Raw genomic sequence first — 14,266 nt, forward strand, 5'->3', positions numbered from 1 at the left:
CTGCGCCCGCGACCCCTGCGCCCGCGACCCCTGCGCCCGCGACCCCTGCGCCCGCCACCCCCGTGCTCACCACCCCCGCGCTCACCGCGACCGTCCCGGAGAGGTAGGACGTCCGTGCCCACCCCGCTCTACCTGGCCGCCGTCGTCGCCGTCAGCACCGCCGTCACCTGGGGCCTGCGCGCGCTGCCGTTCGCCGTGCTGAACCCGCTGCGCCGCTCGGCCGTCCTGCGGTACCTCGCCGTCCAGATGCCCGTGGGTCTCATGCTGATCCTGGCCCTCTACACCCTGCGCGGTGTGAGCCCCACCTCCTGGCCGACCGTCGTGACCACGGGCCTGTCGCTGGTCGTCGCGATCGGGCTGCACCTGAAGACACGCAACGCCGTGGTCAGCGTTCTGGGCGCGACCGGCCTGCACGTGCTGCTGTCGACCCTCTGGCAGGCCTGAAGATTTTCGCCCGGGCAATCAGTCGCTAAGACAACGGGCAAGGCCGCTTCCGACCTGCGGAGGCGGCCTTTCTCCGTGCGGTAACTGTGCCTTGGGACGACGGTTCGGAGCCCCCCGGCGTGGCGCAAGACTTGGAGCATTCGTTATCTTGTATCGTTCGTGTTTATGAAGGTAGGTTTGGCGGCATGACCGCACCCAGGACAGCGAACATCGCGGGGGAGCTGCGCGGTGTCGGCCTGAGAGTGACGGCCGCCCGTGTCGCGCTGCTCGAGACCGTCCGGGGCGGTGACCATCTCGACGTCGAGGCGATCGCCGCCGGGGTGCGCGAACGCGTGGGCCACATCTCCCTTCAAGCCGTCTACGAGGCCCTCCACGCGCTGACGGCGGCTGGACTCGTACGCCGCATCGAACCGGCCGGCAGCCCGGCCAGGTTCGAGGGCCGCGTCGGGGACAACCACCACCACATCGTGTGCCGCTCATGCGGTGCCGTGGCCGACGTCGACTGCGCGGTCGGCCACGCGCCCTGCCTGAACGCGGCCGACGACCACGGCTTCTCGATCGACGAGGCCGAGGTCATCTACTGGGGCCTGTGCCCCGACTGTTCCACCGCACTCAGTTCCTGAGCACCCGTTTTCCCCCTAGTCCGGAGAGATTCCATGTCCGAGAACCCCGATGCCATCGTCACCGACGCGAAGCTGGACGACGGAGGAGGCTGCCCGGTCGCGCACACGCGCGCCGCGCACCCGACCCAGGGCGGTGGAAACCGCCAGTGGTGGCCGGAGCGGCTCAATCTGAAGATCCTGGCGAAGAACCCCGCCGTGGCCAACCCGCTGGGCGAGGACTTCGACTACGCGGAGGCGTTCAAGAGCCTCGACCTCCCGGCCGTGAAGCGGGACATCGAGGAGGTGCTGACCACCTCGCAGGACTGGTGGCCGGCCGACTTCGGCCACTACGGCCCGTTCATCATCCGGATGGCCTGGCACAGCGCGGGCACGTACCGCATCAGCGACGGCCGTGGCGGCGCCGGGGCGGGCCAGCAGCGCTTCGCCCCCCTCAACAGCTGGCCGGACAACGCCAACCTCGACAAGGCCCGCCGCCTGCTGTGGCCGGTCAAGAAGAAGTACGGCCAGAAGCTCTCGTGGGCCGACCTGCTGATCCTGGCCGGCAACGTCGCCCTGGAGTCCATGGGCTTCCAGACCTTCGGCTTCGCCGGCGGCCGCCCGGACGTCTGGGAGGCCGAGGAGGACGTCTACTGGGGTCCCGAGACCACGTGGCTCGGCGACGAGCGCTACACCGGTGACCGCCAGCTGGAAAATCCCCTGGGCGCGGTCCAGATGGGCCTCATCTACGTCAACCCGGAGGGCCCGAACGGCAACCCCGACCCGATCGCCGCGGCCCGCGACATCCGCGAGACGTTCCACCGGATGGCGATGAACGACGAGGAGACGGCCGCCCTGATCGTGGGTGGTCACACCTTCGGCAAGACCCACGGCGCGGGCCCGGCCGACCACGTCGGCGCCGACCCCGAGGCCGCCTCGATCGAGGAGCAGGGCCTGGGCTGGCGGAACACGTTCGGCACCGGCAAGGGCGGCGACACGATCACCAGCGGCCTCGAGGGCATCTGGACGAACACCCCGATCACCTGGGACAACACCTTCCTCGAGATCCTCTACGGCTACGAGTGGGAGCTGTTCAAGAGCCCCGCGGGCGCGCACCAGTGGCGGCCGAAGGAGGGCGCCGGCGCCGGCACCGTTCCCGACGCGCACGACCCGTCGAAGAGCCACGCGCCGACGATGCTGACGACCGACCTCTCGATGCGCTTCGACCCGATCTACGAGCAGATCACGCGGCGCTGGCTGGAGCACCCCGAGGAGCTCGCGGACGCCTTCGCCCGCGCCTGGTACAAGCTGACCCACCGCGACATGGGCCCGATCGTGCGCTACCTCGGCCCGGAGGTCCCGTCCGAGGTGCTGATCTGGCAGGACCCGCTCCCGGCGGTGACGCACGAGCTCATCGACGCCGCGGACGTCGCCACCCTGAAGAGCCAGATCCTCGCCTCGGGCCTGTCGGTGTCCGAGCTCGTGTCCACCGCGTGGGCGTCGGCCTCGTCCTTCCGGGGCAGCGACAAGCGCGGCGGCGCGAACGGCGCCCGCATCCGCCTGCAGCCGCAGATCGGGTGGGAGGTCAACGACCCCGACCGGCTGGCGACGACGCTGGGCACCCTCGAGGGGATCCAGAAGGCGTTCAACGGCGCGCAGACGGGCGGCAAGCAGGTCTCGCTCGCCGACCTGATCGTGCTGGCCGGCGCCGCGGGCGTCGAGCAGGCCGCCAGGAACGCCGGCCACGACGTGGTGGTCCCCTTCACGCCGGGCCGCGTGGACGCGCTGCAGGAGCAGACGGACGTGGAGTCGTTCGCCCCGCTCGAGCCGGTCGCCGACGGGTTCCGCAACTACCTCGGGAAGGGCAACCGGCTGCCGGCCGAATACCTGCTGCTCGACAAGGCGAACCTGCTGACCCTGAGCGCTCCCGAGATGACGGTCCTGGTCGGTGGCCTGCGTGTCCTGGGCGCCAACCACCAGCAGTCGGCGCTCGGCGTCTTCACCACGACCCCCGGGTCGCTGACGAACGACTTCTTCGTCAACCTGCTCGACCTGGGCACGACGTGGTCGGCGACGTCCGGCGACGCGAACACGTTCGAGGGCCGCGACGCCGCCACGGGCGAGGTCAAGTGGACCGGCACCCGCGCCGACCTGGTCTTCGGCTCGAACTCCGAGCTCCGCGCGCTCGCCGAGGTCTACGCGAGCGATGACGCGAAGGAGAAGTTCGTGAACGACTTCGTCGCGGCATGGGACAAGGTGATGAACCTCGACCGGTTCGACCTGCGCGCCTGATCGCTGACGTCCGGGCCGGCCCACGGCGGGCCGGCCCGGACGCTCTGCTCCGGGACCTCACCGCCGGACGGCCGGTGGAGGGACCCGGCGCACCGGCAGCGCCCAGCCGCGGGGCCGGCCCCGGGCCGGCAGGTGCAGGCGTCCGCGGGTCGCCTGCCAGGAGGCGACCATCACGAACGTGACGCTGACCAGCAGTGCCCAGGCGCCGAACTTGGCGGGGTGGACCAGCTGCCAGGTCTCCCGCTGGTACGGGTACTGCCAGGCGCCGAGGTAGGTCGCGATGTTCTCGGCCACCCACAGGAAGAAGCCGATGAGGACGAGCGACAGCGCCAGCGGCATCTGGTAGCGGTGCGCGCCCACGGTGAAGTGCACCACCGTCCCCCATGTGACCACGACGAGCGCGAGGGCCAGCGGGATCCGCAGGTCGATCCACCAGTGCTGGCTGATGAAGTTCACGTAGACGGCCAGCGCCACCACCGTCACCGGCACCGTCCGGTAGGCCACCAGGCGCAGCGAGAAGATCCGCCAGGCCGAGCAGACGTAGCTGCCCACGGCGGCGTAGAGGAATCCGCTGTAGAGCGGCACCCCGCCGACCTTCGTGTAGGCGTCCTCCGGATAGCTCCACGACCCGAGCCGTACCTTGACCAGCTCGAAGGCCAGCCCGACCAGGTCGAACCCGGCGATGACGGCGATCTCCTGGTTGCTCTCCCAGCGCAACGCGCGGAAGACCACCGTCACCGCCACCGCGTGGAGCAGCAGCGCGTCATAGCGCGGGATCGGCAGCGGCAGGACCGACGAGGCGGCCAGACCGGCGAACATGGCGACCGCGAACGCGCACGACCTCGCCTCGGCCCACGCGAAGCGGAACATCTGGGCGGTGAAGAACCTCACGTCCTTATCCGACCGTCCGGACCGCGGCGGGGTTCGCCGGAGTTCGTCGAGGTTGGGTGCAGAAATGGGCGGCACGCGGTGGCGGCCTGCACCCGTTGGTGTAGGCGTACCGCGAACGGTGCAGGGTCAGGTGACGTTCAGCGGACGACGCGGGCCCGCCGTGGCCGGTTCTACCGTTCCGGCATGAGAACCGGAGGAATCGCCATGGGCAAGAGAACGATCACTGTGCCGGCCGGGCTGAGCCTGACCGCCGGGCTGCTGAGCCTGGGGGCCGGGGCCCCGCGGACGTCCCGGCCATGCCGTCCATCGCCGTCTACCGGGTGGTGCAGGAGTCCCTCGCCAACACGCTCAAGCACGCGGCGACATGACGATCAAGGTGCTCCTCGCCGACGACCAGGCACTCGTACGGGCCGGGTTCCGCAGCCTGCTGGCCCGCTCGCGGGACATCACGGTCGTCGGCGAGGCCCAGGACGGCGACGAGGCCGTACGGCTGGCCGCGAGCACCCGCCCCGACGTGGTCCTCATGGACATCCGCATGCCGGGCACCGACGGCATCACCGCCACCCGGCGCATCGGCACCGGCCCGGCCGGTCCCGGCTGCCGCGTCATCATCCTCACCACGTTCGACACCGACGAGCACGTCTTCGCCGCGCTCCGCGCCGGGGCCAGCGGCTTCCTCACCAAGGAGGTCGAGCCCGCCGAGCTGCGCCGGGCGGTCGCCGCCGTCGCCGCCGGGGACGCGCTCCTGTCGCCGGGGGTGACCCGCCGCGTCATCGAGCAGTTCACCCACCGGCAGGACCTCGCGCCCGGGGCGGGGCAGCGCCTGGACGCTCTCACCTCCCGGGAGCGGGAGGCGGTCAAGCTCGTGGCGCTCGGCCTCACCAACCACGAGATCGCCGAGCGCCTGGTCATCAGCCCGCTCACCGCCAAGACCCACATCACCAGGGCCATCGCCAAGCTCGACGTACGCGATCGCGTCCAGCTCGTCATCCTGGCCTACGAGAGCGGCCTGGTGCGGCCCGGCGGCTCGTAGGTCACAGGGGCCCGGCGAAGACCACGATCTCGTCGATGTCGCCCTCCGCCCTGACGTGCACCACGTCCATGCCGGTCAACAGCACCTGGCCGTCGCCGTCGGTGAAGCACCAGGCGAACCGCGCCCACTCCTCCGGCGCGTCGACCTGGCTGGTGCGCATCATCCGGCAGGGGCCCGCCGGATGGCCCTGGACCACCTCGGTGATGAAGCCCTCGACGGCCTTGCGGCCGACGCCCCGGCCCAGCGGCCCCCAGAAGACCACGTCCGCCGCGAGCGCCTGGCCCAGCAACGTGGCCCGTTGCGCCGCGTCCCGCTCGTTGGCCGCCGCGATGAAGGCGTCGACGGCACGGACGTGAGCACTCTCACCGGTCACAGCACGCTCCTCCCGGAAGGGCGCAGGCGACAGAGGCTCGGCGAGCCCGCCGACCGCGGCCGATCAGCCCTGACAGGCTACGGCGCGGGCGGCACCCGCGGGCGGGCACCGCAACCCGATGCCGACCGTTCACGCAGTCGGATTGTCCAGGTAGTCCAACGGTTCGACCATTCCGGGCGCGCTCAGCGGGGCGCATAGTTTGGCTCACCCGTGTGTATCTGTCTAGTGAAGCCACCGGAGGCCACATGTCGGGAAGGGTAGGAAGGCGGCGCCCAGCGGCGTTAGCCGTAGCCGCCGTACTGGGGATGCTGGTGTCCCTGCTCGCCGCACCCCCTGCGCTCGCGCTCACCACTCGCAGCGTGAGCTCACCCAACGGACTGATCACCTTCACCCTCACCGAGCAGGCGGCAGGCGCCCTGACGTACGCGGTGACCGCCGGGACCACGCAGGTCTTCGGCGACTCCCCGCTGGGCATCGCCACCTCGGCGGCCGATCTGCGGTCCGGGCTGAGCTACGTCAGCGAGGCCCGCACCACGATCGACACCACCTACTCGTTGCCCGCGGGCACCAAGCCCTCCTACCGCGACCACGCCAACGAGCTGGTCCTCCGTTACGCGAAGAGCGGCCAGACGCTGGAGCTGGTGATCCGCGCCTACGACGACGGCATCGCCTACCGCTACCGGTTGCCGGGCAGCGGCCCGGTGACGATCACGGACGAGACCAGCGGGTTCCGCCTGCCCGCGACGGCCGGCGGCTGGGCGGCCCCGTGGAACGCGAACTACGAGCAGGACTACACCTACCGCAACGCGGCCCAGCTCAACTCCGGCACGGAGCTGACGATGCCGCTGCTGGCCTCGATCGACAACAACGCCTACTTCACCGTCGTCACCGAGGCTCAGGTGGTGAACGCGAACGCCTCCTACGTGCCGTCCCTGCTGAAGGGCAGCGGGGCGAGCGACGGGCTGCTCAACGTCAAGCGGACCCCGGACCAGGCGTTCCCCGTCTCGGCGACGTACCCCTTCCAGACGCCCTGGCGGGTGGCGATCATCGCCGGGAACCTCGACACGCTCTACAACTCCGACCTGGTGCAGGACCTCAACCCCCCGGCAACGGAGAACGCCTCCTGGGTCCGCCCGGGGCGCGCGGCGTGGTCCTGGTACGCCGACGGCGACAGCGCGAGCGATCTCGACAAGCAGAAGGAGTACGTCGACTTCGCCGAGTCCATGGGCTTCGAGTACGTGACCATGGACTGCTGCTACAACCGCACCACCGACCTGCCGGCGATCGCTGCCTACGCCAAGCAGCGCGGCGTGAAGATGTTCGCCTGGGTCACCGCCGAGCCGTTCGCCGACCCGGCGGACGCCGAGGCCCTGATGGCCGAGCACAAGGGCTACGGCATCGACGGCCTCAAGGTGGACTTCTTCCTCAGCGACTCGCAGAAGTCGATGGGCTGGTACCAGTCGATCGGCCAGGCGGCGGCGAACCACGAGATGATGCTCAACTTCCACGGCAGCACCAAGCCGGGCGGTGAGAACCGTACCTGGCCGTGGCTGGTGACCTCGGAGGCCGTCGCCGGCACCGAGCACTACCTGTATCCGCCGCCCACGACCGCCCGCCAGGACGTGACCTATCCCTTCATCCGCAACATGCTCGGCGGGATGGACTACACGCCGACGATGATCTCGGAGAACGCGTCCATCCTCACCCAGGGTCATTCGCTGGCCCAGGCCATCGTCTTCACCTCCGCGATGGTCAACTACGCCGACTCGGCCGCGGCCTACGAGCAGTGGGCCGGACGTCACCTGATGCGCGCGATCCCGACCGTGTGGGACGAGACGAAGGTCGTCGAGGGCTTCCCCGGGGACCACGTGACCGTCGCGCGCCGTTCCGGCGACGACTGGTTCGTCGGCGCGATGACGTCGCCGGCCAGGACCGCCTCGGTCCCGCTGTCGTTCCTCGGCTCCGGGAACTACACGGCGACGATCTTCGCCGACGACCCCTCCGGCCGGCTCACCGTGTCGGCCCAGACCGTCACGAGCGCGTCCACGCTCTCGCTGCCGATGATCGCGACCGGCGGCGTCTCCGTCCACCTCTCGAAGCAGCCCCTCGCCATGGTCGGCACGGGCGACAGCCGGTACGAGGCGGAGAGCGCGGCCAACACCCGGGCCGGCGCGGCCGACGTCCAGCCGTGCAAGGGCTGTTCGGGCGGCCAGAAGGTGGGCAACATCGGGTCCGGCGGCTCGGTGCGGTTCAACGGCGTGACGGCCGCGCAGGCGGGCCCGCACCGGCTGACCTTCACCTACACCTCGGGTGACCCGCGATCCGTCCAGGTCCAGGTCAACGGCACCACCGTGGCGACGGAGAACGTGAAGGACTCCGGCAGCTGGGAGCACGTGGGCAAGTGGTCGCTCGACGTCCCGCTCAACGCGGGGGCGAACACCATCACGTTCCTGAACACGGGGGCCTACGCGCCGGACATCGACGCGCTGACGATCTCCCGCGAGGTCGAGGCCGAGGCGGCGGCGAACACCCGCGCGGGCGGCGCCGTGGTGGACGCGTGCTCCGGGTGCTCGGGCGGCAACGGGGTGTCCGGTCTGGCGGCCGGCTCGCTCTCGGTGCCGTTCCAGGCCACCTCCGCCGGCAACAAGACGGTGCGGATCCACTACGCGTCGTCCGCCGCCGCGTCGATCAAGGTCGCGGTCAACGGCGGCACGCCGGTCACGGTGCCGCTGCACGCGACGGGCGGCAACGACGCCCCCGCCACCGCGACCGTCGGGCTGCCCCTGAGCGCCGGCGCGAACACCATCCTGATCGAGGACGCGTCGGGGGCGGGGGTGACGGTCGACTCGCTCGACGTGGTGATGTGACCCCCAGGGGCCGGACCGGATGGATCAGTCCGGCCCCTGCCTTAAATTTCGGATTCGTCCCTGATCGGTGATGGAGAACGTGTTGAGCGACGATGTACGCCCCCGCCGGACGGCCGCGGGCGAGGTGAACGCCTGGATCGACAACCCGGACACGGGCGCGCGCCTGACCGTGACCCGCGGCGACGCGCTGCTCCGAGTGCCGCTCGGGTTCTCGGTCGACGGCACCGACCTGGGCACGGACGCGGAGCTCGGGCACGTCTCGGAGCGTACGGTCGGCGACCGGTTCACGTTGCGCTCCGGCAAGTCCGCCGGCGAGCACGACTACGAGCACCGGGAGAGCGTGTACACGTTCCGCGCGGCCGGCGGCGTCGAGTGGCAGGTCATCCTGCGCGTCGGGCGCGACGGGGTGGCGCTCCGCTACGCCCTGCCCGCGCTGGACGGCACCGCCCGCGTCACGGGCGAGCGCACCGCCGTCACGCTCCCCGCGGGCTCGCGCAGCTGGGTCCTCGACTACCAGACCTGGTACGAGACCCCGCGGTCCGGCGTGGACACCGCCGAGCTGGCGAGCGGCGCGTACGGGCTGCCCTTCCTCACCCGCCTCGACGGGACGACGCATCTCCTGATCACCGAATCCGGGATCGACGGCCGCTTCTCCGGCGCGCACGTACGGGCGGGCGAGCCGGAGCCGGGGGGCGGCCGGACGCTCCACTTCACCCTCGCCGACGAGTCGGTCGAGGTCGCCCGCGGCGTCGTGACGCCCTGGCGCGTCTTCCTCGTCGGCCCTCTCGCCGAGCTCGTGTCCTCCCTGTTCGTCGAGGAGCTGGCGCCGGCCGTCGCACCCGAGCTGGCCGGCGCGACCTGGGTGCGGCCCGGCCGCGCCGCCTGGTCGTGGTGGTCCGACTTCTACTCGGGCGCCCAGCTGGCCAAGCAGCGGCACTTCGTGGACGTCGCCGCCGAGCTCGGCTGGGAGCACCTGCTCATCGACTGCGGGTGGGAGGAGACGTGGGTGCCGGAGATCGTCGCGTACGCGAGCCGGCGCGGGATCCAGGTGCACCTGTGGACGATCTGGCGCGACCTCAACAGTCCCGAGGACCTGCGCAAGCTGGCGCTGTGGCGCTCCTGGGGCGTGGCCGGGATCAAGGTCGACTTCATGGAGTCGGAGTCGAAGGACCGCTATCGCTGGTACGACACGATCCTCACCGAATCCGCGCGGCTCGGCCTGATGGTGAACTTCCACGGCTCGGTGATCCCGCGCGGCTGGATGCGTACGTTCCCGCAGGTCATCGGGTACGAGGCGATCCGCGGGGCCGAATACTACGTCTTCTTCGAGAACCAGGCGCTCACCGCGGCCCACAACGTCATCCAGCCGTTCACCCGCAACATCGTCGGGGCGATGGACGCCACGCCGGTCGCCTTCGGCGCCGCGGGCCGCACCACCAGTGACGGCCATGAGCTGGGGCTGTCGGTGGCGTTCGAGTGCGGGATCACCCACTTCGCCGACCACGTCGACGCCTACATGGCGCGTCCGCTCGCGGCGCGGTTCCTCGCGGAGCTGGCGCCGGTCTGGGACGAGACGGTGCTGCTGGCGGGCGACCCCGACACGCACGCGGTGATCGCCCGCCGCGCCGGCGACCGGTGGTTCGTCGGCGGGATCGCCACCGGCGAGGCACGCGTGATCCACGTGCCGCTGGACCGGCTCGGAACGGGCCCGGACGCCCAGGTGTGGATCGTGGGCGACGCCTCGCCGGCGCCGGACGCGGGCGACTCCTCACCGGCGCTCGGCCTCATGGAGACGACCGTGACCGGCACGGACGCCGTCGAGGTCGCCGTGGCCCGGGACGGGGGCTTCGCCGCCATCGTGGCGCCGGCGGGCGCGGACGTCTTCCGGGCCGCGCCCCGGCCGCACCACCCCGCCCCCGCGGTGCACCCGTCCGTCGCCGAGGTCGGCGCGGACGGGACCGCGCTGATCACGACGGACGCCGGCGCACGGCTGCGCCTGCCCGCAGGCTGGACCGCCGACCGCGTCACCGCCCCGCACCCGTCCGCCGCCCCGCACTCGTCCGCCGACCCCAACCCGGCCGACGGCGGCGCCGCCGAGATCCGCTGGGCCGTTCGTCCGGGGGCGGGGCTGCGGCCCGGACGGCTCGGGGTGGTGACGGTCGAGCGGGACGGCGACGGCGTGGTCCCCGTCGTCGCGCACGCGCGCGTCGTCTCCCCGCTGACGGCCGGCCGGTACGCGATGTCGGACCTGCCGATGATCGAGTTCGTCAACGAGGACGGCCCCGTCGAGCGTGACCAGTCGAACGGCGGGGGCAACCCCGGCGACGGCGGGCCGATGCGCGTGGCCGGGCAGGAGTTCGAGCGCGGCCTCGGCACGGCGCCGTACTCGGAGGCCCATTTCCACCTGGGCGGACGAGCCGAGTCGTGCACCGGCGCGGTCGGCGTCGACGACGAGTCCACGGGGCGGGCGCGGGTCAGCGTCCTCGCGGACGACCGCGAGATCTTCGCCGCCGTCGTCGCGGCGGGCAAACCCGTCACCACCTTCGACCTGGCGGTTCAGGGGGTCCGTACGCTGTGCCTGCGCAGCGAAGCCGCCGGTCCCGACGACGCGGGCGTGCATGTCGACTGGGTCGACACCACCGTCCACGTCACATCCGTCAACCGCTAACCCCCGGCCGACGAGGACCGGCGCACAAGTGCAGAGGAAGATCATGAAGCGCAAATGGACGGCAGCCATGGCCATGGCCGTGGCGGCGACCCTCCTCACCGCCTGCTCGGGCGGATCCGGCGGCACGTCGAACGAGAAGGTCACCCTCACCTACGCGAACTGGAGCGAGGACCAGACCCCGGCGATGGAGCAGATCGCCGCCGAGTTCCAGAAGCAGAACCCGAACATCACCGTCAAGATCCAGACGCTGCCGTGGCCCGAGTACTGGTCGACCCTCCAGGTCGGCGTGGCCGGCGGCACCGCGCCGGACGCGTTCTGGATGCTCGCCGACCACTTCCGCGAGTACGCCAAGGGCGGCGCGCTGATCGACCTGTCCGGCACGGTGAAGTCCGCCGGGATCGACCTGGGCGCCTACCCCAAGGCCGTCACCGACTCCTACACCTACGAGGGCAAGACCTTCGCGCTGCCGAAGGACTTCGACACCAACGGCATCTGGTACAACAAGGCGCTCTTCGACGCGGCCGGCGTCAAGTACCCCGATGACACCTGGGGCTGGAAAGAGGTCCAGGACGCGGCCAAGAAGCTGACCGACCCGGCCAAGGGCGTGTGGGGCATCGCCGCGCCGATAGACCCGCAGGGCGGCTACTACAACACGATCCTGCAGGCCGGCGGCACCATCATCAACGCGGACGGCACGGCCTCCGACTTCGCCGGCCCGGCGGCGGTGGCCGGCCTGAAGTTCTGGACCGACCTCCAGGCGGCCGGTTCGTCGCCGACGCTGAAGCAGCTGTCGGACACCGAGGCGGTGTCGATGTTCGAGAGCCAGAAGGTCGCCATGTACTTCTCCGGCGCGTACTGGGCACTGCGGTTCCACAAGAACGCCGACCTGAAGGGCAAGATCAACGTGGCGCCGCTGCCGAAGGGCGTCAAGCGGGCCACCGTCACCAGCGGCATCGGCAACGCCGGGTACGCGGGCAGCAAGCACCCGGAGGAGCTCAAGAAGTTCCTCGCCTTCCTCGGCGGTGTCAAGGCCGCCGAGATCCAGGCTGCCACCGGCACGGTGCTCCCCGCGTACAAGGGGACCCAGGAGCCGTGGCTCAAGGCGATGCCGGACTTCGACCTGCAGATCTTCATCGACGCCATCGACTACAGCGTCCCGATCCCGGTCGCGGGGAACACCGCCGAGTGGCAGGGCCTCGCGGCGCAGTACCTGGGCCCGGCCTGGGAGGGCGCCAAGCCCGTCGAGACGGCGGCGAAGGAGTATCAGGACGCCGTCAACCAGGTGCTCGCCAAGAAATGACGCACCAAGAAGTGGCAAGCGAGCCCGTGCGGCGGCCGGCCGGCCGCCGCACGGGCGGTACCCGTCCCAGCGTGTGGTGGTCGCTCGCGTTCATCGCCCCCGCCACGATCGGCCTGGTCGCCCTCTACCTGTGGCCGTTCCTGTCCACGCTGGTCAAGAGCTTCCAGGACGTCCCGGCGTTCGGGCCCGCCACGTTCGTGGGCACCGACAACTACCGGACCCTGCTCGGTGACGGCGAGGTCTGGGAGGCGTTCGGGAACTCCGCGCTCTACACGGTGATCGTGCTGCTCGGCATCCCCCTGGCGGTCGCGCTGGCCGCGCTGATCGAGCAGGCCGGCCGGGGACGCACGATCTACCGGGTGCTCTTCTTCCTGCCGGTCGTCACCCTGCCCGTCGCCGTCGGCATGGTCTGGCGCTTCATCTACAACGGCGACTTCGGGCTGCTCAACTACGTGCTGTCGTGGTTCGGCATCGACGGCCAGTACTGGGTGGCCGACCCCCGGTTCACGATCTACGCGTTCGGCGTCGTCGGCATCTGGATGGGCCTGGGCATCAACCTGATCATCCTGGGCGCCGGGCTGCAGGCGATCCCGAAGGCCGTCTACGAGGCGTCCGCGCTCGACGGCGCCGGTCGCGTCCGGCAGTTCTTCCACATCACCGTGCCGCTGCTCAGCCCGAGCATCTTCTTCGTCACGATCCTCACCGTGATCGCCGCACTGCAGATGTTCGACCTGATCTTCATCATGCTGCGCAGCGTGAACAACACCGCGCTCGCCGACTCGAAGACGATCGTCTACCTGTTCTACGAGAAGGCGTTCGTGCAGTTCGACCAGGGCTACGGCGCCTCGATCGCGATCGTGCTGCTCATCGTGATCATGATCGCCACGGCTCTGCAGTTCCGTCTTCAGAAATCCTGGGTGTTCTATGGCTGAGTCCGCCGCCCGCCGCCCGCCACGTACGCGGCGGCGCGAGAAACCGACCGCCACCTGGCCGATCCACGCGATCCTGATCGTCGCGTCCGTGATCATGGTGGTGCCGTTCGTCTGGCAGATCCTCACCGTCTTCAAGACGACCGCCGAGGTCAGCAGGGTTCCGCCGACGGTGCTCCCGGCCGAGTTCAGCCTGCACTCGTTCGAGACGTTCTTCTCGACGGTGCCGTTCTGGTCGATGTTCGGGGTCTCCGTCGGCTCGCTGGTGCTGCGGGTCATCGGGCAGGTCTCCGTCGCGGCGCTGGCCGGGTACGCCTTCGCGCGCATGCCGTTCCGCGGCAGCGGCGTGCTGTTCGGCCTGTTCATCGCCATGCTGATGGTGCCCAGCCAGCTGTTCCTGATCGGCCAGTACCAGCTGATCCGCGACCTGCAGCTGCTGGACACCCTGCCGGCCCTGGCGATCCCGGGCCTGTTCTCGGCCTTCGGCACCTTCCTGATGCGCCAGGCCTTCCTCAACATGCCCAAGGACTACGAGGAGGCGGCCCGGCTCGACGGCGCCAACCCGTTCCAGATCTTCTGGTACGTCATGCTCCCCATGGCCAAGCCGATGCTCGCCGCCCTGACCGTGCTGACCGGGCTCTACTCGTGGAACGACCTGCTCTGGCCGCTCATCGTGTCGCCGTCCGGGGACAACCGGCCGCTGCCGGTGGGGCTCGCCGGCCTGCAGGGACAGTTCGGCACCGACTACCCCACCCTGATGGCGGGCGCGCTCGTGTGCTCGATACCTCTCGTGATCGTCTTCCTGCTGCTGCAGCGCCAGTTCTTCGCGGGCATCGCGAACAGCGGGCTCAAGGGATGACGGGACACCCA

At 70.6% G+C, this 14,266-nt stretch carries 11 protein-coding genes; 9 read left to right on the forward strand and 2 right to left on the reverse strand.

The genetic code is table 11. The features are described from left to right. The first annotated feature begins 114 nt into the window (after positions 1–114). The 3 genes from AB0J69_RS54345 (at position 115) to katG (ending at position 3,335) form a co-directional block, all read left to right on the forward strand. The gene (locus AB0J69_RS54345; RefSeq protein WP_364135631.1) at positions 115–444 is read left to right on the forward strand and encodes an AzlD domain-containing protein; all 330 of its coding nucleotides are present in this window, start codon (positions 115–117) and stop codon (positions 442–444) included. A 185-nt stretch (positions 445–629) separates the two neighbouring features. Beyond that, positions 630–1,067 carry a Fur family transcriptional regulator gene (locus AB0J69_RS54350; protein ID WP_364135634.1) on the forward strand — a complete coding sequence of 146 codons (438 nt, stop codon included), beginning with the start codon at positions 630–632 and terminating at the stop codon, positions 1,065–1,067. A gap of 33 nt (positions 1,068–1,100) precedes the next feature. Continuing rightward, entirely contained in the window at positions 1,101–3,335 is a 2,235-nt protein-coding gene (gene katG / locus AB0J69_RS54355; protein ID WP_364135637.1) for a catalase/peroxidase HPI, read from the forward strand. Positions 3,336–3,392: 57 nt separating this feature from the next. On the opposite strand, the gene AB0J69_RS54360 is transcribed toward katG, so the two are convergent. After that, positions 3,393–4,226: a DUF817 domain-containing protein gene (locus tag AB0J69_RS54360; RefSeq protein WP_364135640.1), complete on the reverse strand. Its 834-nt coding sequence runs from the start codon at positions 4,224–4,226 to the stop codon at positions 3,393–3,395. A gap of 364 nt (positions 4,227–4,590) precedes the next feature. Between AB0J69_RS54360 and AB0J69_RS54365 the strand changes: the two genes are divergently transcribed. Continuing rightward, positions 4,591–5,259, forward strand: a complete 669-nt coding sequence (locus tag AB0J69_RS54365; RefSeq protein ID WP_364135643.1) for a response regulator transcription factor — start codon at positions 4,591–4,593, stop codon at positions 5,257–5,259. A 1-nt stretch (position 5,260) separates the two neighbouring features. Here AB0J69_RS54365 and AB0J69_RS54370 read toward each other — a convergent pair whose 3' ends face one another. Then, positions 5,261–5,632, reverse strand: coding sequence for a nuclear transport factor 2 family protein (locus AB0J69_RS54370; protein ID WP_364135646.1), 372 nt, complete (start codon positions 5,630–5,632; stop codon positions 5,261–5,263). Positions 5,633–5,991: 359 nt separating this feature from the next. Here AB0J69_RS54370 and AB0J69_RS54375 point away from each other — a divergent pair, with 359 nt between their 5' ends. From AB0J69_RS54375 to AB0J69_RS54395, 5 genes are all read left to right on the forward strand, one after another. Beyond that, positions 5,992–8,499, forward strand: a complete 2,508-nt coding sequence (locus tag AB0J69_RS54375; RefSeq protein ID WP_364135649.1) for a glycoside hydrolase family 97 catalytic domain-containing protein — start codon at positions 5,992–5,994, stop codon at positions 8,497–8,499. A gap of 82 nt (positions 8,500–8,581) precedes the next feature. Continuing rightward, positions 8,582–11,167, forward strand: a complete 2,586-nt coding sequence (locus AB0J69_RS54380) for a glycoside hydrolase family 97 catalytic domain-containing protein (RefSeq protein ID WP_364135652.1) — start codon at positions 8,582–8,584, stop codon at positions 11,165–11,167. Positions 11,168–11,210: 43 nt separating this feature from the next. Continuing rightward, the gene (locus tag AB0J69_RS54385) at positions 11,211–12,467 is read left to right on the forward strand and encodes a sugar ABC transporter substrate-binding protein (RefSeq protein WP_364135655.1); all 1,257 of its coding nucleotides are present in this window, start codon (positions 11,211–11,213) and stop codon (positions 12,465–12,467) included. Continuing rightward, positions 12,464–13,399 (forward strand): sugar ABC transporter permease, encoded by a 936-nt coding sequence (locus AB0J69_RS54390; RefSeq protein ID WP_364135658.1) that lies wholly within the window; start codon positions 12,464–12,466, stop codon positions 13,397–13,399. Before AB0J69_RS54385 ends, AB0J69_RS54390 begins: the two co-directional genes overlap by 4 nt. Next, positions 13,392–14,255: a carbohydrate ABC transporter permease gene (locus AB0J69_RS54395; protein ID WP_364135661.1), complete on the forward strand. Its 864-nt coding sequence runs from the start codon at positions 13,392–13,394 to the stop codon at positions 14,253–14,255. The genes AB0J69_RS54390 and AB0J69_RS54395 overlap by 8 nt, the downstream gene beginning before the upstream one ends. Positions 14,256–14,266: the final 11 nt, after the last annotated feature.

Source organism: Nonomuraea sp. NPDC049709 (assembly GCF_040674815.1).
Lineage (GTDB): Bacteria > Actinomycetota > Actinomycetes > Streptosporangiales > Streptosporangiaceae > Nonomuraea.